Source organism: Celeribacter sp. SCSIO 80838 (assembly GCF_056498065.1).
This window is the reverse complement of record NZ_JAZKMA010000001.1, coordinates 1,196,136-1,217,225: the sequence shown is the minus strand read 5'-3', so window position 1 is coordinate 1,217,225 and position 21,090 is coordinate 1,196,136. Positions and strand designations below refer to the sequence as shown.

The window sequence follows — 21,090 nt, the reverse complement described above, 5'->3', positions numbered from 1 at the left end:
CTCATTGCCTTTGCAAGCAAAGCCAACTGCCACCCGACGCTTGCACCGTCGCTTTGCTTCCCATGCGTGGTCCGCATTCGAACAAAAAAGGGCGCTCCGAAGAGCGCCCTTTCTCATTCGATCGTCAGCAAGCTGACTATGCGATCTTAAGCAAGGATTTTGGACACAACGCCCGAACCCACGGTGCGGCCGCCTTCGCGGATGGCGAAGCGAAGACCTTCTTCCATCGCGATCGGAGCGATCAGCTCAACCGTGAATTTCAGGTTGTCGCCCGGCATCACCATCTCGGTGCCTTCCGGCAGAACAACGGTCCCGGTCACGTCCGTCGTACGGAAGTAGAACTGCGGACGGTAGTTCGCGAAGAACGGGGTGTGACGGCCACCTTCTTCCTTGGTCAGAATGTAGACCTCGGATTCGAATTTGGTGTGCGGGTTCACGGAGCCCGGTTTACACAGAACCTGACCACGCTCAACGCCTTCACGGTCCACACCGCGCAGCAGAGCGCCGATGTTGTCGCCGGCTTCACCGCGGTCGAGCAGTTTGCGGAACATTTCAACACCGGTACAGGTGGTTTTCTTGGTGTCGCGGATGCCGACGATTTCGATCTCGTCGCCCACGTTGATCACACCGCGCTCCACACGGCCGGTCACAACCGTACCACGACCGGAGATCGAGAACACGTCTTCGATCGGCATCAGGAACGGCTGGTCGACAGCACGCGCCGGGGTCGGGATGTACTCGTCGACAGCGGCCATCAGTTCCTTGATCTTCTCTTCGCCAATCTCCGGGTCACGGCCTTCGAGAGCGGCCAGAGCGGACCCTGCGATGATCGGAATATCGTCGCCCGGGAAGTCGTAGGCGGACAGAAGTTCGCGCACTTCCATTTCGACGAGCTCGAGGAGCTCTTCGTCGTCGACCTGGTCGACTTTGTTCAGGAACACAACGAGAGCCGGCACGCCAACCTGACGGGCGAGCAGGATGTGCTCACGGGTCTGCGGCATCGGGCCGTCAGCCGCGTTCACCACGAGGATACCGCCGTCCATCTGGGCCGCACCGGTGATCATGTTTTTCACATAGTCGGCGTGGCCGGGGCAGTCGACGTGCGCGTAGTGACGGTTCGGGGTCTCGTATTCCACGTGAGCCGTGGAGATCGTGATCCCGCGAGCTTTTTCTTCCGGCGCACCGTCGATTTCGTCATAGGCTTTGAAGTCACCGAAGTATTTGGTGATCGCTGCCGTCAGAGTGGTCTTGCCGTGGTCAACGTGGCCGATCGTGCCGATGTTGACGTGCGGTTTGTTACGCTCAAACTTACCTTTAGCCATAGAGGCCTCCTGTCTAATTCAGTGTGGGGATCGGAACACCCGATCCCCGATTTTGGGCTGAGGCGACGCTTACGCGTATTTCGCCTGGATTTCTTCCGAGATGTTGCTCGGCACCGGCTCGTAATGGTCAAACTGCATCGTGAACTGCGCACGGCCCGAGGACATGGAGCGCAGGGTGTTGATGTAGCCGAACATGTTGGCGAGCGGCACGAAAGCGTTGATCGCCACCGCGTTGCCGCGCGGTTCTTGGCCGGTCACCTGCCCGCGACGGGAGGTGAGGTCGCCGATGATACCGCCGGTGTATTCTTCCGGGGTCACAACTTCGACTTTCATCATCGGCTCGAGCAGTTTCGCGCCGGCCTTTTTGAGACCTTCACGCATGCACATACGAGACGCGATTTCGAACGCCAGAACCGAGGAGTCGACGTCGTGGAACTTACCGTCCAGCAGCGCCACTTTGAAGTCGATCACCGGGAAGCCCGCGAGCGGACCGGAGTCCATCACGGATTTGATGCCTTTTTCGACACCCGGGATGTATTCCTTCGGAACCGCACCGCCAACGATTTTGGACTCGAAGGAGTAGCCTTCGCCCGGCTCGGTCGGAACGATCTCCAGTTTCACCTCAGCGAACTGACCGGAACCACCGGACTGTTTCTTGTGGGTGTAGGAGTGCTCGATCTTGTGGGAGATGGTCTCACGGTAGGCCACCTGCGGCGCACCGATGTTGGCTTCCACTTTGAACTCGCGCTTCAGACGGTCGACGAGGATGTCGAGGTGAAGTTCGCCCATGCCCTTCATGATGGTCTGACCGGACTCGAGGTCGGTTTCGACGCGGAAGGACGGGTCTTCGGCAGCAAGACGTGCCAGACCTGCGGACATTTTCTCCTGGTCACCCTTGGTTTTGGGCTCGACCGCGATCTCGATCACCGGATCCGGGAAGGTCATGGTTTCGAGCACGACCGGATCTTTGGCGTCGCAGAGCGTGTCACCGGTGGTCGTGTCTTTCAGACCGGCCAGAGCGATGATGTCGCCAGCGAAGCCTTCTTCGATCTCCTCACGGTTGTTGGAGTGCATCATCATCATACGACCGATGCGCTCTTTCTTACCTTTGGTGGAGTTCAGGATGCTGTCGCCTTTGTTCATCACGCCGGAGTAGATCCGGGTGAAGGTCAGCGAGCCCACGAACGGGTCGTTCATGATCTTGAATGCGAGACCGGCGAAGGGCAGGTTGTCGTCCGCACGGCGGGCGATGTTCCGCACCTCTTCCTCGTCGCCCGGTTTGAAGCCCATGTAATCCGGGACATCCAGCGGGGACGGGAGGTAGTCGATCACAGCGTTCAGGAGCGGCTGGACGCCTTTGTTCTTGAACGCGGAACCGCCGAGCATCGGCACGAAGGTCATCGACAGGCAGCCCTTACGGATCAGCGCGCGGAGCGTCGGAACGTCCGGCTCTTCGCCTTCGAGGTAGGCCATCATCGCGTCGTCGTCCATTTCGACGGCGGCTTCGATCATTTTGCCACGCCATTCGTCGGCCTGATCCTGAAGCTCCGGACGGATGTCTTCGAGAACCCAGGACGCGCCGAGGTCGTCGCCTTTCCAGAGCCATTCCTTCATCAGTACGAGGTCGAGAAGACCTTCGAGCTCGGTTTCGGCACCGATTGGAATCGCAACCGGAACCGGACGGGCGCCGGTACGGTCTTCGATCATGCGCACGCAGTTGAAGAAGTCAGCGCCGATCTTGTCCATCTTGTTGACGAACACGATACGCGGAACCTTGTAGCGGTCAGCCTGACGCCACACGGTTTCGGTTTGCGGCTCAACGCCGGCGTTGGCGTCGAGCACGGCAACCGCACCGTCGAGCACGGCGAGCGAACGTTCCACCTCGATGGTGAAGTCCACGTGGCCGGGAGTGTCGATGATGTTGAAGCGGTGTTTCGGGGTTTGGGCGTTTTCACCGTCTTCGGTGCGTTCCCAGAAGGTGGTCGTCGCAGCGGAAGTGATGGTGATGCCGCGTTCCTGCTCCTGCTCCATCCAGTCCATGGTGGCTGCACCGTCGTGCACCTCACCGATGTTGTGGGACTTCCCGGTGTAGTAGAGGATGCGTTCCGACGTGGTGGTTTTACCAGCGTCGATATGCGCCATGATACCGAAGTTGCGGTACCGGTCGAGGGGATAATCGCGTGCCATTGGGCTCGTGTCCTTCGGTTTTGTTACCAGCGGTAATGGCTGAACGCTTTGTTGGCGTCGGCCATCTTATGGGTGTCTTCGCGCTTTTTCACAGCAGCGCCACGGCCATTTACCGCGTCGAGCAGCTCACCGGCAAGACGTTCTTCCATCGTGTTCTCGTTGCGAGCACGGGACGCGTTGATCAGCCAGCGGATGGCCAGAGCTTCGCGACGCTCGGTACGCACTTCGACGGGCACCTGATAGGTGGCACCGCCCACACGGCGGGAGCGCACTTCGACGGACGGTTTCACGTTGTCGAGGGCTTCGTGGAAGACTTCCACCGGAGCTTTTTTGAGTTTCGACTCAACGCGATCGAGCGCGTTGTAGACGATTTTCTCTGCGACCGACTTTTTGCCGTCGATCATCAGGTTGTTCATGAATTTGGTCAGCACGCGATCGCCATATTTGGCGTCGGGCAGGACTTCGCGCTTCTCAGCGGCGTGACGACGAGACATTCTGAGATCTCCTTACTTCGGACGCTTCGCGCCGTATTTCGAGCGACGCTGTTTACGGTCTTTGACGCCTTGGGTGTCGAGGACACCGCGGAGGATGTGGTAACGCACACCCGGAAGGTCTTTTACCCGGCCGCCGCGGATCAGAACCACGGAGTGTTCCTGAAGGTTGTGGCTTTCACCCGGGATGTAGGAGATGACCTCGAAACCGTTGGTCAGGCGGACCTTCGCAACTTTCCGCATAGCGGAGTTCGGTTTCTTCGGGGTGGTGGTGTAGACGCGCGTGCAGACGCCACGCTTCTGGGGGCATTGTTCCAAGTGCTGCGACTTGGAAACCTTACGTTTGGGCTGACGCGGTTTGCGGATCAGCTGCTGAATCGTCGGCATAGGGCTCTTTCCCGTTTCCTAGACTTCTGTGAACCTCGGCTTTTGCCGGGGCGATTACGATGGTTGTGTCAGGCGACATGCGCATAACACGAAAACCCGCAATCGTTCCCATTCCGAGGCGAACGACGCGGTGAGTTCCCAGAGGATGAGGGCCTCAAAGTGGCCCGCATCTTGATCACTACGATTTGAGAGTCGGCAAACAGAGTCAGACCCTGAGCCGGATGGGGCGCGGTATAGGTAGAGTCGAGAGGCTTGTCAACAGCTGCGGCCCCGTCAGGTCCGCCTGCGTTTCATCCGCGCCTCACGCAGCACCGTATAGATGCCCGTCGCCGCGATGGTCCCTGCCCCGCAGAGTGCCAGAAGGTTCGGCCATTCCCCGAAGGCAAAGAAACCGATCACCAGCGCCCAGATCAGCGCGGTATAGCGAAACGGCGAGACAAAGGACATCTCGCCCACCCGCATCACCGCGACCGAAAGCACATAGCCCACCAGCACAAAGCTGGCCGAGCCCAAAAGCTGCGCGGAGGTTTTCATCGTCATCGGTGCCCAGTCGATCCCCAGAGACAGCAGCCCCGTCACGATCCCTACGGCCACGATTGCGCCGAAAGTCACTGTCGAGTTAGGCACGCTCTCGTGCATCTTGCGCACGATGATGTCGCGCACCGTCACGCAAAGCATCGCGGCCACGGCCCAGAGCCCATAGGCACTGAACCCTTCCGTGCCGGGCTGCACGATCATCAGAACGCCAAAGAACCCGACAAAAATCGCGGTCATGCGCCGCCAGCCAAGCGGATCGCGAAACAGCAACCAACCTGCGATGGTGATCGACAGCGGCATGGTCTGCATGATCGCCGTGGCATTGGCGAGCGGCACATGTTTGACTGCGGTGAGGAAACACATCGCGGCAACCACTTCGGCAAACGAGCGCAGGACGACAAGCGCCCAGTCCCGCCGCGCAAGATTGAAGCGCACCGGGCCGATGATCGGCGTGAGGACCACATAGAGCATCACGAGACTCATCAGGGAACGCACAAACAGCGCATGAGAGATCGGCACCTCGGCCAGCACGCCTTTCATGAAACTGTCGTTGGTGGTGAACGCCGCCATGGACAGCGCCATGAGCACCGCGCCACGGGTGTTGTCGGGCAGGCGTGAGAGCATGGTCGTCATGGGGCATCCTTTCCGTTCCCCGCTATCATCGCGCGCGGCCTCTGGGAAGAGGCCATGTGCCGGGCTTGCCCTGCGAACCGGGCCATGCATAGTGAACCGCAAGTTCGGGTAAGGGTGATCGGAAATGGGAGAACGTCTCGTCGTCACGACCATGCGCAACGAGGGGCCGTTCATCCTTGAGTGGGTCGCTTGGTATCTCATGTTGGGCTTCGACCATCTGGTGGTGTTTTACAACGACTGCACCGATCATTCGCCGGAGCTGTTGCAGGCGCTCGATGCGGCAGGCGTACTGACCGCCGTGCCCTATGTACCCGAACCCGACCGCCCGGTGAAACAGACCACACTGAAGCTGATGTCGAAACATCCGCGCATCCGGGCGGCAGACTGGGTGTTCAACATCGACGTCGATGAGTTTCTCGTGGTGCATGTCGGCGACGGGCTGCTCGACGATCTTCTGGCGCAATTCGATATGGCGGAGACCCATGCCATCGCCGTGCACTGGCGGTGTTTCGGGGACAATGGCTATCTGCGATGGGAAGACGTGCCGACCCACCGCCGTTTTCTCAGAACTTCCGAGCGCCGTCACAAGGGCAATGTGTTTTTCAAAACGCTGGTGCGCTGGCCAACGGATTTCTGGCGTCTGGGGGTGCATTCCCCGAAAGGCTGGCGCGGCAAGGGCGCCTGGGGCACACCGCCCAACCAGCTCAAGCGCTGCGACGGGGCGACGATGCGGCGCTATCATCCAAAAGACAGCCCGGTGATGATGACCCAGTCCCGCTGGATCACCCATGAATATGCCCAGCTCAACCATTACGCCTCGCGCACATGGGAAAGTTTCGCGCTCAAGATGGGGACGAAATCCACCGTTGCGGGCAAGGATCGCTACACGGAGACGTTCTTTCGCGGCAAGAACCGCAACGAGGAGCTGGACGAGAGCGCGTTGAAATACACGGATCGCTTCGATGCGGTCTATGGCGAGTTCTCCCGAGAGCCGGAGCTGATGCGGCTGCATCACCTGTGCTGCATGGATTACGTCGAACGGCTGGCCAAGGTGCATGGGTTTGACGCGACAAAAGACCCGCGGTGGGTGTTTCATCAAGGCGAGGTGGTGCGGTTCACTTGACCGCATCGCACCTGACGCAACCCGCCGCTTCCCGCCATCCCCAAAGCAAAAGGCCCCGCGTTTCCGCAGGGCCTTTCGTTTTTCTGACAGGTCGACTTACTCGTCGAAGGAACCTTCCGGGGTGTCGACGAAGAGCGTGTCTTCCGCCTCACCGCCCATCACATCCATGATCGGGGCCGCGAGTTGTGCGGCGGCTTCGGCCTCTGCACGGGCTTCTTCGATCACCACGTTGTCGCGCTCGGCGGCAATGCGGCGGACGCGCTGGGTGGCGCCACCGGTCCCGGCCGGGATCAGGCGACCCACGATGATGTTCTCTTTGAGGCCGACAAGCTTGTCGCGTTTGCCCTGAACGGACGCCTCGGTGAGAACACGGGTGGTCTCCTGGAAGGAGGCCGCCGAGATGAAGGAGCGCGTTTGCAGCGAGGCCTTGGTGATCCCGAGGAGGATCGGCTGACCTTTCGCGGCACGCCCGCCCTTGGCTTCGGCTTTCGCGTTGGCCTCGTCGAACTCGACCTTATCGACCGCTTCGCCCTTGAGCAGAGTGGTGTCACCCGAGTCCGAGATCTCCCATTTCTGCAACATCTGACGCACGATGACTTCGATGTGCTTATCGTTGATCTTCACACCTTGCAGGCGATAGACGTCCTGCACCTCGTCAATCATGTAGTTCGCCAGTGCTTCGACGCCCATGATGGCAAGGATGTCGTGCGGCGCCGGGTTGCCGTCCATGATGTAGTCACCCTTGTGCACGAAGTCGCCTTCGGCCACCGGGATGTGCTTGCCTTTCGGCACCATGTATTCGACGGGTTCCTTGGTGTCGTCCGACGGTTCGATCGTGATGCGACGCTTGTTCTTGTAGTCCTTGCCGAAGCGCACGTAACCATCGATTTCGGCGATGATCGCGTGATCTTTCGGGCGACGGGCTTCGAACAGTTCGGCCACACGCGGCAGACCCCCGGTGATGTCCTTGGTCTTCGCACCTTCACGCGGGATACGCGCAACCACGTCACCGGCCTGAATGTCCTGACCGTCCTCGATGGAGAGGATGGCGTCCACGGACATCAGATAGGTCACGGGGTTCCCGGCTTCGTTGCGCAGCACTTCGCCATCTGCGTCGAGGATCAGGATCTCCGGCTTCAGATCGCCGCCGCGCGGCACGGAGCGCCAGTCGGACACGATTTTCTGGGTCATGCCGGTCGCATCGTCGGTCTCGTCACGAACCGAGAGGCCCGTGATAAGGTCGACGAATTTCGCTTTACCGGTTTTCTCCGCGATGATCGGCAGGGTGTACGGGTCCCATTCGAACAGCTTCACACCACGACCGATGGTCTGACCTTCGGTGACGAAGACCTTGGTGCCGTAACCGAGCTTGTAGGAGGCACGCTCCACACCGTTCTCGTCCATGATCGCAAGTTTCATGTTGCGGCCCATGACGATCTGCTCGCCGTGCTTGTTCTCAAGCAGGTTCGCTTCACGGAACTCGATCTTGCCTTCCTGGTTGGATTCCTGGAAGGACTGCTGACCACCCTGAGCAACACCGCCGATGTGGAAGGTCCGCATCGTCAGCTGCGTCCCCGGTTCCCCGATGGACTGAGCCGCGATGATGCCCACGGCTTCGCCCTGGTTCACCAGAGTACCACGCGCAAGGTCACGGCCATAGCACATGGCGCAGACGCCTTCTTCGGCTTCACAGGTCAGCGGGCTGCGGATGCGCATGGACGCGACACCGGCCGCCTCGATGGCGTCGGCTTTGCGTTCGTCGATCAGCTCGTTCTTCGACACCAGCACCTCATCGGTACCCGGACGCAGAACGTCATCGGCGGACACACGACCGAGGATACGCTCGGCCAGAGTCGCAACCACTTCACCGTCGTTGACGGCGGCTTCGGCGGTCACCGCGCGATCCGTGCCACAATCGACTTCGCGCACGATACAGTCTTGCGCCACGTCGACGAGACGACGGGTCAGGTAACCGGAGTTCGCCGTTTTAAGCGCCGTATCCGACAGACCTTTCCGCGCACCGTGGGTCGAGTTGAAGTACTCGAGCACGGTCAGACCCTCTTTAAAGTTCGAGATAATCGGCGTTTCGATAATCTCGCCCGAGGGTTTCGCCATCAGGCCGCGCATCCCGCCCAGCTGTTTCATCTGGGTCACGGAACCACGGGCCCCGGAGTGGGCCATCATGTAAACTGAGTTCGGTTCCTGTTCGGCACCGGTCTCGTCGTACTTCGGCGCCGAGATGGTGTTCATCATCGCCTCGGTGACCTTGTCGTTACACTTGGCCCAGGCGTCGACGACTTTGTTGTACTTTTCGCCCTGAGTGATCAGACCGTCCATGTACTGTTGTTCAAAGTCTTTCACCTGATCGCGGGTGCCATCGACGATGGTCCACTTGGTGTCCGGGATCACCATGTCGTCCTTGCCGAAGGAAATCCCGGCCTTGAACGCCTCTTTGAACCCGAGGGACATGATCTGATCACAGAAGATCACCGACTCTTTCTGACCGCAATACCGGTAGACGGTATCGATGACACGCTGCACGTCTTTCTTCCGCAGAAGCTGGTTCACGAGAGAGAACGGTGCTTTTGCGTTGAGCGGCAACAGCGTGCCGAGACGCAGACGACCCGGGGTCGTTTCGTGACGCTCCCAAACTTCCTGACCGTGCTCGTCGATCTGCTTGATCCGCGCGGTGATCTTGGCGTGCAGGTGCACTTCGCCGGCAGTCAGGGCGTATTCGACTTCTTCGATGTCGGAGAAGACCATGCCTTCGCCCTTCATCCCATCACGCTGCATGGTGATGTAATAAAGGCCCAAGATCATATCCTGCGACGGAACGATGATCGGCGCGCCGTTGGCGGGCGACAGCACGTTGTTCGTGGACATCATCAGGACGCGGGCTTCAAGCTGGGCTTCGAGCGACAGCGGCACGTGAACGGCCATCTGGTCCCCGTCGAAGTCGGCGTTGAAGGCCGAACAGACGAGCGGGTGCAGCTGGATCGCTTTACCTTCGATCAGCGTGGGTTCGAACGCTTGGATGCCGAGACGGTGCAGCGTCGGAGCGCGGTTGAGGAACACCGGGTGTTCGCGGATCACCTCGTCGAGGATGTCCCAAACTTCCGGACGTTCTTTTTCAACCAGCTTCTTCGCTTGCTTCACGGTCGAAGACAGACCTTTGGCCTCAAGCCGCGAGTAGATGAACGGCTTGAACAGTTCGAGCGCCATCTTCTTCGGCAGACCGCATTGGTGCAGCTTCAGTTCCGGACCGGTCACGATGACCGAACGACCGGAGAAGTCGACGCGTTTACCCAAAAGGTTCTGACGGAAACGACCCTGTTTCCCTTTCAGCATGTCGGAGAGCGACTTCAGCGGGCGTTTGTTCGCACCGGTGATGACGCGACCACGACGGCCGTTGTCGAACAGAGCGTCAACCGACTCTTGCAGCATCCGCTTTTCGTTGCGGACGATGATGTCCGGCGCACGCAGCTCGATCAGGCGTTTCAGACGGTTGTTCCGGTTGATCACACGACGATAAAGATCGTTGAGATCGGAGGTCGCGAAACGGCCACCATCGAGCGGCACCAGCGGGCGGAGCTCCGGCGGGATCACGGGGATCACGGTCAGGATCATCCACTCCGGACGGTTGCCGGATTCGAGGAAGGACTCGACGATTTTCAGACGCTTGATGATCTTCTTGGGCTTGAGCTCACCGGTCGCCTCTTTGAGGTCTTCGCGCAGCTGTTCTGCGGTGGACTCCAGATCGATGTTGGCGAGCATCTTGCGGATCGCTTCGGCGCCGATGTCGGCTTCGAACGCGTCCATGCCGTAGAGGTCTTGCGCGTCCATATACTCTTCTTCGGTCATCATCTGACCATAGGAGAGGTCCGTCAGACCCGGTTCGATCACCACATAGTTTTCGAAATACAGCACGCGCTCCAGATCGCGCAGCGTCATGTCGAGCATGAGGCCGATCCGGCTCGGGAGCGATTTCAGGAACCAGATGTGCGCAACGGGAGCGGCCAGTTCGATGTGGCCCATGCGCTCGCGACGCACTTTCTGGAGGGTGACTTCAACACCGCATTTTTCGCAGACGACGCCGCGATATTTCATGCGCTTATATTTGCCGCAGAGACATTCGTAGTCTTTGATCGGGCCAAAAATCCGCGCACAGAACAGACCGTCACGCTCCGGCTTGAAGGTCCGGTAGTTGATGGTCTCGGGCTTTTTGATCTCACCGTAGGACCACGACAGGATGCGTTCCGGGGACGCCAGAGAGACCTTGATCTCGTCAAACGTCGACGGCTGCGCCAGCGGGTTGAACGGGTTGGTTGTGAGTTCCTGGTTCATCTATTGAGTTCCTCAGAGTGTCTCGGAAAGGGAGGGAGGGTAAAGGCCGAGGCCCTTACTCCTCACCCTCCGAGTCCAGGAGTTCCATGTTGAGGCCGAGGCCACGGACTTCTTTGACAAGCACGTTGAAGCTCTCCGGCACGCCGGCTTCAAAGTTGTCTTCGCCCTTGACGATCGACTCGTAGACCTTGGCACGACCGGCCACGTCATCCGACTTGACGGTGAGCATCTCTTGCAGCGTGTAGGCGGCGCCATACGCTTCGAGAGCCCAAACCTCCATCTCACCGAACCGCTGACCACCGAACTGCGCCTTACCACCGAGCGGCTGCTGGGTGACGAGGGAGTACGGCCCGGTCGAACGGGCGTGGATCTTGTCGTCGACGAGGTGGTGAAGTTTCAGCATGTACTTCTTACCAACCGTCACCTTCCGAGCGAATTGCTCGCCGGTACGACCGTCGAACAGGACGGACTGACCGGAGGTGTCGAATCCGGCACGGCGCAGAGCGTCGTTGATGTCGGCCTCTTTCGCACCGTCGAAGACCGGGGTCGCAATCGGCACACCGTTGACGATGTTCGAGGCGGCCTCGATGAGAAGATCGTCGTCCATGCCTGCGATGCCTTCTTCGAAGACTTCTTCGCCGTAGACGAATTTCATCGCATCGCGCACCGGGGTCATATCGCCGGAACGACGGTATTCTGCCAGAGCGTCATCCACCTGGATACCGAGACCGCGTGCGGCCCAGCCCATGTGGATCTCGAGGATCTGACCGACGTTCATACGCGACGGCACACCCAGCGGGTTGAGACAGAAGTCGACCGGGGTCCCATCGGCGAGGAACGGCATGTCTTCCATCGGAACGACGCGCGACACCACACCTTTGTTGCCGTGACGACCGGCCATCTTATCGCCCGGCTGAAGCTTGCGCTTCACGGCGATGAAGACTTTGACCATTTTCATCACGCCCGGCGGCAGATCGTCGCCACGACGGACTTTCTCGACCTTGTCCTCGAACCGATGCTCAAGCGCCCGTTTCTGGGCCTCGTACTGAGCGTTCAGGGCCTCGACGATCTGGGCATCGTCCTCGTCTTCGAGGGCGAGCTGCCACCACTGACCACGGGACAGCTGACCGAGCAGCTCGTCATCCACGGTCACACCGGCTTTGACGCCTTTCGGACCTTTGGCGATGACTTTGCCCATGATCAGGTCTTTCAGACGCGCGTAGATGTTGCGGTCCAGAATGGCCATTTCGTCGTCGCGGTCACGCGCCAGACGTTCGATTTCCTCACGTTCGATTTGCAGCGAACGCTCGTCTTTCTCGACGCCATGACGGTTGAACACGCGGACTTCCACCACGGTGCCGTAGTCACCCGGTTTCACGCGCAGCGAGGTATCCCGCACGTCGGAGGCTTTCTCACCGAAGATGGCGCGCAGGAGTTTTTCCTCCGGCGTCATCGGGCTTTCGCCCTTCGGCGTGATCTTACCGACAAGGATGTCACCCGGCTCGACGTGAGCGCCGATGTAGACGATCCCGGCCTCGTCGAGGTTGCGCAGAGCTTCCTCACCGACGTTCGGAATGTCACGGGTGATCTCTTCCGGCCCGAGCTTCGTATCGCGAGCGGCGACTTCGAATTCCTCGATGTGGATCGAGGTGAAGACGTCGTCACGCGCAATGCGTTCGGAGATCAGGATGGAGTCTTCGTAGTTGTAGCCGTTCCACGGCATGAAGGCGACGATGATGTTCTTGCCGAGCGCCAGTTCCCCCATATCGGTGGACGGACCGTCGGCGATCACTTCGCCCTTCTCGACCCGTTGACCCACGTTCACCAGCGGGCGCTGGTTGATACAGGTGTTCTGGTTCGAGCGCTGGAACTTGCGCAGACGGTAGATGTCCACGCCCGCATCGCCCAGCTCCAGGTCGGACGTGGCGCGGATCACGATACGGGTCGCGTCGACCTGGTCGATGATACCCGCACGCTTCGCCTGAATGGCAGCGCCGGAGTCGATGGCGACTTTGGCTTCCATCCCGGTGCCGACAAGCGGCGCTTCCGCGCGCAGAAGCGGCACGGCCTGACGTTGCATGTTCGCGCCCATGAGAGCACGGTTGGCGTCGTCGTTTTCAAGGAACGGAATGAGCGCCGCACCGACGGAGACCAGCTGTTTCGGCGACACGTCGATCAAATCGACGGAGGCCGGCGGGTTCAGAGCGTGTTCGCCCGACTGACGGGTGGACACGAGATCGTCGGTGAATTTGCCTTCGGCGTCGAGCGATGCGTTGGCCTGCGCCACGGTGTGACGCATTTCTTCGGTCGCGGACATGTATTGCACGTCGTCGGTCACGTGACCGTCGATGACCTTGCGATACGGAGTCTCGATGAAGCCGTATTTGTTCACGCGGGCGAAAGTGGCCAGCGAGTTGATCAGACCGATGTTCGGCCCTTCCGGCGTCTCAATCGGGCACATGCGACCGTAGTGGGTCACGTGCACGTCGCGAACCTCGAAGCCCGCACGCTCGCGGGTCAGACCGCCCGGCCCGAGCGCCGAAAGACGACGCTTGTGCGTCACTTCGGAGAGCGGGTTGGTTTGGTCCATGAACTGCGACAGCTGCGAGGAGCCGAAGAATTCGCGCACGGCGGCGGCGGCCGGTTTCGCGTTGATCAGGTCTTGCGGCATGACCGTGTCGATCTCGACGGAGGACATCCGCTCCTTGATCGCACGTTCCATACGCAGAAGGCCGACGCGGTACTGGTTTTCCATCAGCTCGCCGACAGAGCGCACACGACGGTTGCCGAGGTGGTCGATGTCGTCCACGTCGCCATGGCCGTCACGCAGCTCGACGAGGCCTTTGATACAGGCGATGATGTCGTCGCGACGCAGTGTACGCTGGGTGTCCGGCGCATCCAGATCGAGGCGCATGTTCATTTTCACGCGGCCCACGGCAGAGAGGTCGTAGCGCTCGCTGTCGAAGAACAGGCTGTCGAACAGGGTCGAGGCGGCCTCGACGGTCGGCGGTTCGCCCGGACGCATAACGCGATAGATGTCCATGAGCGCGGTTTCGCGGTTCATGTTCTTGTCGGCTTCCATCGTGTTGCGGATGTACGGGCCGACGTTCACGTTGTCGATGTCGAGAACCGGAATATCGGTGATGCCCGCGTCCAGCAGCTCTTTGAGGGAACCGCCGATCACGTCGCCGTCTTTGTCCATCTCAAGCGTCAACTCATCACCGGCCTCGACATAGATCGCGCCGTTTTCTTCGTTGATGATGTCTTTCGCGACGAACTTGCCGACGATGTGTTCGAAGGGCACGAGAAGCTCGGTGATCTGCGCCTCGTCGATGATTTTCTTCACCGCCCGCGGGGTCATCTTGTCGCCCGCTTTACAGATCACTTCGCCGGTGGCGGCGTCCACGAGATCATAGGTCGGACGGGTGCCGCGCACACGCTCGGGGAAGAACTTGGTCACCCAACCTTTGTTCTTTTCGAGCTTGAAATCGACCGTGTTGTAATAGGCGTCGCAAATTTGCTCCTGATCGAGACCCAGCGCATAGAGCAGGGTCGTCACCGGCAGTTTGCGGCGACGGTCGATACGGGCGAACACGATGTCCTTGGCGTCGAATTCGAAATCGAGCCAGGAGCCGCGGTACGGGATGATCCGGCAGGCGAACAGCAGTTTGCCCGAGGAATGGGTTTTGCCCTTGTCGTGATCGAAGAACACGCCCGGAGAGCGGTGCATCTGGGACACGATCACACGCTCGGTACCGTTCACGATAAAGGTGCCGTTCGGCGTCATCAGGGGCATGTCGCCCATGAACACGTCCTGTTCCTTGATGTCCTTCACGGACTTCGCGCCGGTGTCCTCGTCCACATCGAACACGATGAGGCGAAGCGTGACTTTCAGCGGGGCGCTGTAGGTCATGTCGCGCTGCATGCACTCTTCGACGTCGTATTTCGGGGATTCGAGTTCGTAGCGCACGAATTCGAGAACGGCGGTCTCGTTGAAATCCTTGATCGGGAAAACCGACTGGAACACGCCTTTGATGCCTTCGCCGTCGAGCGGCTCGGGAGCGTCACCGGATTTCAGGAACAGTTCGTAGGAAGATTTCTGAACCTCGATGAGGTTCGGCATTTCGAGGACTTCGCGGATTTTGCCGTAAGAGCGGCGGAGCCGTTTTTGGCCAAGGAAGGACGATGCCATAAGCGTCTAAACCTTTCGAATTTTCGCGAGCGACAATCACCGTTGGGTGCCGGCGGCTGTGCCCTGACGAAACAGAGGGGTTCGGTCTATTCCTGCCCCCGACCCAAAAGGGGCTCCCGACCTTTGAACCTCTCCTGAGAAAAGACCTTTTCCTGCGCCCGATGCGCAAAGGCCCTTTCTAAGACAGGTTAAGCTGGACCGGAAAAGTCCCGGTCCAGCCCATGATTTCATTGGCCCTGAGGCCGAGGCACTTAGGCCAGCTCGACGGTCGCGCCAGCGGCTTCGAGTTTGCCTTTGATGTCTTCGGCTTCGTCCTTGGACACGCCTTCTTTGATTTTGCCGCCAGCTTCAACGAGCTCTTTGGCTTCTTTGAGGCCCAGGCCGGTGATGCCGCGGACTTCTTTGATGACGTTGATTTTGGAAGCGCCAGCGTCTTTGAGAACGACGTCGAATTCGGTCTTCTCTTCAGCAGCGGCACCAGCGTCGCCTGCCGGGCCAGCCATCATCACGGCGCCGCCAGCGGCGGGCTCGATGCCATACTCGTCTTTGAGGATGGTTTTCAGTTCTTGTGCTTCGAGAAGGGTGAGACCCACGATCTCTTCTGCAAGTTTCTTCAGATCAGCCATTGTACTGTTTCCGTTCGTTTAAGATGTGTTCCAACGCGTGTGTTTACAACCACGTCGGTCTCTAATTGCTTATGCCGCAGCCTTGTCTTCGATCGTAGACAGGATACCAGCGATGTTCGAAGCAGGAGCGCCAATCGCGCCAGCGATGTTGGAAGCAGGTGCACCAATGCAGCCAACGATGGAGGCAATAAGCTCCTCGCGGGACGGCATCTGTGCCACGGCTTTCACACCGGCGACGTCGAGAGCGTTTTCACCCATTGCACCGCCGAGGATCACGAATTTCTCGTTATCTTTGGCGTAAGCATCGGCGACCTTGGCCGCAGCCACAGGATCTTCCGAATAGGTGAGAACGGTCATGCCCGTCAGGAATTCAGCAACGCTTGCGCAGGGCTTTCCATCGAGGGCGATTTTGGCGAGCTTGTTCTTGGCAACGCGGACGGACCCGCCAGCTTCACGCATACGCGCGCGCAGGTCCTGCATTTCAGCAACCGTGAGACCTTCGTAGTGGGCAACCACAACGACGCCAGAGCTGTCAAAGATCTGGCCGAGCTCTTCGACCATTTTTTCTTTTTGTGCTCTATCCACAGTTTTACTCCAAGTATGGGAGAGTTTCCCCTCCCGGCTCAATTCTACCGGCCAGAACCGGCACGAAGTCCGTTACGGGGCTGCGCCAAAGTCGCCCGAGGCCAAGCCTGCGGAGAAACTTGTCGTCTTCCCGTCTCAGGCAGGAATTATGACCGGCATATCCCGGTCACCCACCGTCTTGGACGAAATGCAAAACAGCGCACGACGAATCGCACGCTGGGCTGCAAGAGGGTGTTTAGAGGGGATTAATCGAGAGTGCAAGCCTTCCGAGAGAGCCTGGCGCTTAATGACGCATTCGCCGCCAAACCCGACGGTTGCGGAGATCATAGATCAACACAAAACCACAGACCAGCGCGCCTCCCGCCCCCAGAAAGAAGAACAGCCCGCCGCCCAAACGACTTGCTCCAGACAATGTCAAAGGCGTCTCAATCCGACCGTCTGCGTCATCCATATAGCCATCGACAACCTGCCCCACACGATAAGGCCAACGCATGCGAGCGTAATTGTCGTAGACCTCAACACGTTCACCATCTCGGCCTGTGGCAGCCAGCTTAAGAGAGAAAGCATTTTTCGCCCCCGTTGTCGGGCGCGGTATGAAGGCAACGATTTCAACCGGAACCTCTCTCGCATGGGCCTTAAAGCGCGCAGGATCGCCCAGGAGTCGGCCCCCGATGACCGCGAACAACACGCCAATCAGGGTGAAAAGCGTCATGGCCCAAGTCAAGAAACGCGAGGGTTCATAAGGCTTGCGCCTGCGCCGCTGGGAAGTTTTGTTCGCCATAATGCCCCCGATATGCCTCTCCCCGAAGAAAAGCACAAGAAAGCAAAAGGCGCCCCAAACGGAGCACCTTTCAAATCTTATCCTAAGTGGAAAGGCGATCATGCATTTCTACAAAATACACTTTTCGCCCGTCGCGTATCACATTCGCGAGACGCTGACTTAGTTGCCAGTCGCGGAGTCCACGGAGACCGAAACGCCCGGGCCCATCGTCGAAGAAAGGGACACTTTCTTCATGTAGGTGCCTTTCGCGCCGGTCGGACGGGCTTTCTGAACCGCATCCACGAAAGCGCGGATGTTTTCGGCCAGTTTGGCGGCATCGAAGGATGCTTTGCCAACGCCACAGTGCACAACACCGGCTTTTTCAGCCTTGAACTGCACTTCGCCGCCTTTGGCAGCTTCAACAGCCGCTTTGACGTCCATGGTCACGGTGCCGACCTTGGGGTTCGGCATCAGGTTGCGCGGGCCGAGGATCTTACCCAGACGGCCGACGATCGGCATCATGTCCGGGGTCGCGATGCAGCGATCGAACTCGATGGTGCCGCCCTGAATGGTTTCCATCAGGTCTTCGGCGCCCACGATGTCCGCACCGGCGGCGGTCGCTTCGTCGGCTTTCGCGCCACGGGCGAACACAGCCACGCGCACGGATTTACCGGTGCCGTTCGGCAGGGTCACAACGCCGCGGACCATCTGGTCAGCGTGACGCGGGTCGACGCCGAGGTTCAACGCAATCTCAACGGTCTCATCGAATTTGGCGGAGGCGTTGGCTTTGATCAGCGCAACGGCATCCTCGACGGAGATGTTTTCTTTGCCAGCGAAAGCTGCGCGAGCAGCGACGGTACGTTTGCCAAGTTTCGCCATTACTTCACCTCGATGCCCATGGATTTCGCGGAGCCGACGATGATCTGCATTGCGCCTTCGATGTCGTTGGCGTTGAGATCTTTCATCTTCGCTTCGGCAATTTCACGCACTTGCGCGATGGTCACGGTTGCGATGGTCTCGCGGCCCGGGTTCACAGCGCCTTTGGGGCGGTTGCGTTTGCCGACGGGTTTGAGACCAGCAGCCTTCTTGAGGTAATAAGAAGCCGGCGGCGTCTTGATGTCCATCGAGAAGGATTTGTCGGAGTAGTAGGTGATCACGGTCGGGCACGGCGCACCGGGCTCCATATCCTGCGTCTTGGCGTTGAACGCCTTACAGAATTCCATGATGTTGATGCCGCGCTGACCGAGCGCCGGGCCCACGGGCGGGGACGGGTTCGCTGCACCGGCGGGCACTTGCAGCTTCATTTTGCCTGCGAGTTTCTTAGCCATTGGCTTTTTCCTTTCCAACGATCGCAAAACGCGTTTTGCGACCACTTTCGTTGTGTGGTCTGGTCCGGACGACGCGTCGCCCTCGCCTCCCACGGCTCATGCGCCCCGAAGGGCGCGCCATTCAGGCCCGTTTGTTGACCTGAGTGAATTCCAGTTCGACCGGGGTGGCCCGGCCAAAGATCGACACGGAGACTTTCAGGCGCTGGTTGGCGTCATCCACTTCCTCGACCATCCCGTCGAAGCCCTCGAAGGCACCTTCGGCGACAGAGACTTGCTCGCCGATCTCGAAGGTGATCGTGGTCCGCGGTGCTTCCGCGTTTTCCTCGACACGGCCCAGGATCGCCTGAACCTCAGAATCGCGCATCGGCATCGGCTTGCCGAAAGAACCCAGGAAGCCGGTCACCCGGTTGATCGAGTTGATCAGGTGATAGCCCTGGTCGGTCATTTCCATACGAACAAGCACATAGCCCGGCATGAAACGACGCTCGGTCGTCACCTTTTTGCCCCGGCGCACCTCGATGACCTCTTCGGTCGGCACCAGAACTTCTTCGATCTGATCCTGAAGGCCTTTTTCTTCCACGGCCGTTTTGATCGCTTCGGCGACTTTTTTCTCGAAGTTCGAGAGAACGCTCACCGAATACCAACGCTTCGCCATGGTGCCTTTGCCTTTTCGTTTTCCCCGGTTTGCACCGAGTCTCGTTAATTCCCACCGCACCTTTCGGCACAGCTCCCCGAAACAATAAAGCGGCGCGCAACTCGAATCGCTGCACGCCCGTCTCGCAAGAGTGCGCCCGCTCTATACGCTCACGGACGCAAGTTCAACCCTTTAGGGCGTCGACCACGCTCTCGAACCCGGTGGGCAAACCGTCCTGCGACACAAGGTTCTTCTCAGTGAGATAGTCGGCAATTCCGGCATCGCCCTTGCGCTCGCTCCAGTCACGCAGGGTCGAACGCTCGCCGGTATACTCGAAGAACGGCACACCGTACCCACAAGAGCTTTGGGTCGCCTCGACCGCCATCACCACGATCTGTCGGCTGCCCGGCAAATCCTTGCCGTCGAAGTAATTCGCAAGAAGCGTGTCGAACTCTTCCGTGCCCTTCAGAACCGAACGCCCGGCGCCGAAGAACCGGACGATCATCGGCTGTTCCTCGAAGGAACAGAACATCATCGTCATCCGCCCGTCCGCCCGCAGATGCGCCGCGGTTTCCGCACCCGAACCCGTCATGTCGAGATACATCGCCTCGTTCGGCCCGGTGATCCTGAGCGTGTCGGCGGTTGGGCGCGGCGAGACGTTCACCCGCGCGCCTTCGGCGGCGGTCGCCACAAAGAAAATCCTCTGACGCTCGACAATGCGGCGCAGAGGATCGGTGATGCTCTTGAAAAATTTGGCCATGGGAAACTCCTCCTCGGAGTTTTCTATAGCCGAAACGGGCTCAGCCGAACAGGTTCAGGAACCCTGTAAGCCCGGTGCGGATGATCAGGTCCACGAGGAAGAAGAAGGTCGCGGTCAGCGCGGCCATGATGAACACCATCAACGTGGTCAGCATCACCTCGCGACGCGTCGGCCAGACGATCTTCGCCGCCTCCGAGCGAACCTGCTGGATGAACTGAATCGGGTTGGTTTTCGTGGCCATCTTTTCGTCCTGAACCTCTGATTACCCGGCGCAGATACGCGAGCGGAACGGCAATTTCAAGCCCGCATGCCCATCGCACGTTCATATTGAAGAGAATGTCCGGTGAAATGGCAGGGGCAGCAGGGTTCGAACCCGCGACCTACGGTTTTGGAGACCGTCGCTCTACCAACTGAGCTATACCCCTAAGGCCGAGCCACGACCTACGCGAAGGCGAAAAGGTTTGCAAGAGGGTTTCACACCCTTCCGTGGCGGTTTTCAGCCCCTCCGCAGACTTCCGGTCAGACAGACGCCGCCCGACCCTTCAGACAGACAGCTTGTGCTGGCTTTCTCACCTTCTGCGGCATCGGACTGCTTGTCCTGCGTCAGGCTTTGAGAAGTCGCTGCACCATGAAGCGAATGTCCGCCTCGATGTCGGCGCGCCCCTCGCCCAGCCGGTTGATCCCATCGGCACAGCTGATCGCAAGCCGCGCAAAGCGCTCCGCTTCGTCTGGAAACTCGACGGCGATTTCATCCGACAGCCTGCCCAGCAACTCGGCTTCGAACCGGGCGAACGCGTCGCTTGTGTCCCGTTTCGGCGCTTCGATCAATTCGCGCGCATGCGGTGAGTCGCCCAGCAGGCGGTTCAATACGGCATATTTGGCGAGCAGCCCCCCGGCGACCCGATCCGGCAAGTCGCCGTCACAGGTTGTCCCCTCGCGAATCGCTGCCCCAAGGATGTCGATCACTTGCGCCACGACAGCTTCGAACACCTCGTCCTTGCTCTTGAAACGGCCGTAAAGCGTTGGTTTCGCAACGTTTGCGGCGCGGGCAATGGCTTCCATGGACGTGCCGCGCAGACCGTTTTCCATGAACAACTCTCGTGCCGCGTCGACGATCCGGTCGCTGGTCCGATCTTGTGTCATGGCATGGGCCCTTTCAGCCTTTGCGCAAGGCGCTTAAC

The 21,090-nt window shown here is 59.5% G+C and carries 17 protein-coding genes and 1 tRNA gene; 1 reads left to right on the top strand and 17 read right to left on the bottom strand.

From position 1 onward, the window contains the following. Window positions 1-146: 146 nt before the first annotated feature. The 5 genes from tuf to V1475_RS05945 all read right to left on the bottom strand — a co-directional run bounded on the left by tuf (window position 147) and on the right by V1475_RS05945 (window position 5,557). Complete coding sequence (tuf, locus tag V1475_RS05965) at window positions 147-1,322, bottom strand: elongation factor Tu (RefSeq protein WP_434289286.1); 1,176 nt, start codon at window positions 1,320-1,322, stop codon at window positions 147-149. 69 nt (window positions 1,323-1,391) lie between these two features. After that, entirely contained in the window at window positions 1,392-3,509 is a 2,118-nt protein-coding gene (gene fusA, locus V1475_RS05960; protein ID WP_479412007.1) for an elongation factor G, read from the bottom strand. Between the two features lie 23 nt (window positions 3,510-3,532). Then, window positions 3,533-4,003: a 30S ribosomal protein S7 gene (rpsG, locus tag V1475_RS05955; RefSeq protein ID WP_066707212.1), complete on the bottom strand. Its 471-nt coding sequence runs from the start codon at window positions 4,001-4,003 to the stop codon at window positions 3,533-3,535. 12 nt (window positions 4,004-4,015) lie between these two features. Then, entirely contained in the window at window positions 4,016-4,387 is a 372-nt protein-coding gene (rpsL, locus tag V1475_RS05950) for a 30S ribosomal protein S12 (RefSeq protein ID WP_008204009.1), read from the bottom strand. Between the two features lie 273 nt (window positions 4,388-4,660). Continuing rightward, window positions 4,661-5,557 carry a DMT family transporter gene (locus V1475_RS05945; protein WP_479412006.1) on the bottom strand — a complete coding sequence of 299 codons (897 nt, stop codon included), beginning with the start codon at window positions 5,555-5,557 and terminating at the stop codon, window positions 4,661-4,663. A 124-nt stretch (window positions 5,558-5,681) separates the two neighbouring features. Here V1475_RS05945 and V1475_RS05940 point away from each other — a divergent pair, with 124 nt between their 5' ends. Further along, the gene (locus V1475_RS05940) at window positions 5,682-6,680 is read left to right on the top strand and encodes a glycosyltransferase family 2 protein (RefSeq protein ID WP_479412005.1); all 999 of its coding nucleotides are present in this window, start codon (window positions 5,682-5,684) and stop codon (window positions 6,678-6,680) included. Window positions 6,681-6,776: 96 nt separating this feature from the next. Here the strand turns inward: V1475_RS05940 and rpoC are convergent, their stop codons facing one another. The 12 genes from rpoC to V1475_RS05880 form a co-directional block, all read right to left on the bottom strand. Further along, the gene (rpoC, locus tag V1475_RS05935) at window positions 6,777-11,024 is read right to left on the bottom strand and encodes a DNA-directed RNA polymerase subunit beta' (protein WP_434289294.1); all 4,248 of its coding nucleotides are present in this window, start codon (window positions 11,022-11,024) and stop codon (window positions 6,777-6,779) included. 55 nt (window positions 11,025-11,079) lie between these two features. After that, window positions 11,080-15,216 (bottom strand): DNA-directed RNA polymerase subunit beta, encoded by a 4,137-nt coding sequence (rpoB, locus tag V1475_RS05930; RefSeq protein WP_434289295.1) that lies wholly within the window; start codon window positions 15,214-15,216, stop codon window positions 11,080-11,082. 251 nt (window positions 15,217-15,467) lie between these two features. Then, complete coding sequence (gene rplL / locus V1475_RS05925) at window positions 15,468-15,842, bottom strand: 50S ribosomal protein L7/L12 (protein WP_479412004.1); 375 nt, start codon at window positions 15,840-15,842, stop codon at window positions 15,468-15,470. A gap of 69 nt (window positions 15,843-15,911) precedes the next feature. Next, window positions 15,912-16,427 carry a 50S ribosomal protein L10 gene (gene rplJ / locus V1475_RS05920; RefSeq protein WP_066707226.1) on the bottom strand — a complete coding sequence of 172 codons (516 nt, stop codon included), beginning with the start codon at window positions 16,425-16,427 and terminating at the stop codon, window positions 15,912-15,914. A 283-nt stretch (window positions 16,428-16,710) separates the two neighbouring features. Beyond that, a complete protein-coding gene (locus tag V1475_RS05915; RefSeq protein ID WP_479412003.1) occupies window positions 16,711-17,139 on the bottom strand; it encodes a DUF3592 domain-containing protein in 429 nt (142 codons plus the stop codon). A 228-nt stretch (window positions 17,140-17,367) separates the two neighbouring features. Then, window positions 17,368-18,066 (bottom strand): 50S ribosomal protein L1, encoded by a 699-nt coding sequence (rplA, locus tag V1475_RS05910; RefSeq protein ID WP_479412002.1) that lies wholly within the window; start codon window positions 18,064-18,066, stop codon window positions 17,368-17,370. Beyond that, window positions 18,066-18,515, bottom strand: coding sequence for a 50S ribosomal protein L11 (rplK, locus tag V1475_RS05905; protein WP_434289302.1), 450 nt, complete (start codon window positions 18,513-18,515; stop codon window positions 18,066-18,068). The genes rplA and rplK overlap by 1 nt, the downstream gene beginning before the upstream one ends. A gap of 121 nt (window positions 18,516-18,636) precedes the next feature. Further along, window positions 18,637-19,170, bottom strand: a complete 534-nt coding sequence (gene nusG, locus V1475_RS05900; protein WP_434289304.1) for a transcription termination/antitermination protein NusG — start codon at window positions 19,168-19,170, stop codon at window positions 18,637-18,639. Between the two features lie 163 nt (window positions 19,171-19,333). Continuing rightward, entirely contained in the window at window positions 19,334-19,909 is a 576-nt protein-coding gene (locus V1475_RS05895) for a pyridoxamine 5'-phosphate oxidase family protein (RefSeq protein WP_479412001.1), read from the bottom strand. Between the two features lie 40 nt (window positions 19,910-19,949). Then, the gene (gene secE / locus V1475_RS05890; protein WP_434289308.1) at window positions 19,950-20,150 is read right to left on the bottom strand and encodes a preprotein translocase subunit SecE; all 201 of its coding nucleotides are present in this window, start codon (window positions 20,148-20,150) and stop codon (window positions 19,950-19,952) included. A gap of 108 nt (window positions 20,151-20,258) precedes the next feature. After that, window positions 20,259-20,334: transfer RNA gene (locus tag V1475_RS05885), tRNA-Trp, on the bottom strand. A 178-nt stretch (window positions 20,335-20,512) separates the two neighbouring features. Beyond that, window positions 20,513-21,052 (bottom strand): TetR/AcrR family transcriptional regulator, encoded by a 540-nt coding sequence (locus tag V1475_RS05880; RefSeq protein ID WP_479412000.1) that lies wholly within the window; start codon window positions 21,050-21,052, stop codon window positions 20,513-20,515. Between the last annotated feature and the right edge of the window lie 38 nt (window positions 21,053-21,090).

Coding starts and splice junctions, on each gene's coding strand:
- tuf (WP_434289286.1), bottom strand. CDS start 1,322: ATGGCTAAAGGTAAGTTTGAGCGTAACAAACCGCACGTCAACATCGGC.
- fusA (WP_479412007.1), bottom strand. CDS start 3,509: ATGGCACGCGATTATCCCCTCGACCGGTACCGCAACTTCGGTATCATG.
- rpsG (WP_066707212.1), bottom strand. CDS start 4,003: ATGTCTCGTCGTCACGCCGCTGAGAAGCGCGAAGTCCTGCCCGACGCC.
- rpsL (WP_008204009.1), bottom strand. CDS start 4,387: ATGCCGACGATTCAGCAGCTGATCCGCAAACCGCGTCAGCCCAAACGT.
- V1475_RS05945 (WP_479412006.1), bottom strand. CDS start 5,557: ATGACGACCATGCTCTCACGCCTGCCCGACAACACCCGTGGCGCGGTG.
- V1475_RS05940 (WP_479412005.1), top strand. CDS start 5,682: ATGGGAGAACGTCTCGTCGTCACGACCATGCGCAACGAGGGGCCGTTC.
- rpoC (WP_434289294.1), bottom strand. CDS start 11,024: ATGAACCAGGAACTCACAACCAACCCGTTCAACCCGCTGGCGCAGCCG.
- rpoB (WP_434289295.1), bottom strand. CDS start 15,216: ATGGCATCGTCCTTCCTTGGCCAAAAACGGCTCCGCCGCTCTTACGGC.
- rplL (WP_479412004.1), bottom strand. CDS start 15,842: ATGGCTGATCTGAAGAAACTTGCAGAAGAGATCGTGGGTCTCACCCTT.
- V1475_RS05915 (WP_479412003.1), bottom strand. CDS start 17,139: ATGACGCTTTTCACCCTGATTGGCGTGTTGTTCGCGGTCATCGGGGGC.
- rplA (WP_479412002.1), bottom strand. CDS start 18,066: ATGGCGAAACTTGGCAAACGTACCGTCGCTGCTCGCGCAGCTTTCGCT.
- rplK (WP_434289302.1), bottom strand. CDS start 18,515: ATGGCTAAGAAACTCGCAGGCAAAATGAAGCTGCAAGTGCCCGCCGGT.
- nusG (WP_434289304.1), bottom strand. CDS start 19,170: ATGGCGAAGCGTTGGTATTCGGTGAGCGTTCTCTCGAACTTCGAGAAA.
- V1475_RS05895 (WP_479412001.1), bottom strand. CDS start 19,909: ATGGCCAAATTTTTCAAGAGCATCACCGATCCTCTGCGCCGCATTGTC.
- secE (WP_434289308.1), bottom strand. CDS start 20,150: ATGGCCACGAAAACCAACCCGATTCAGTTCATCCAGCAGGTTCGCTCG.
- V1475_RS05880 (WP_479412000.1), bottom strand. CDS start 21,052: ATGACACAAGATCGGACCAGCGACCGGATCGTCGACGCGGCACGAGAG.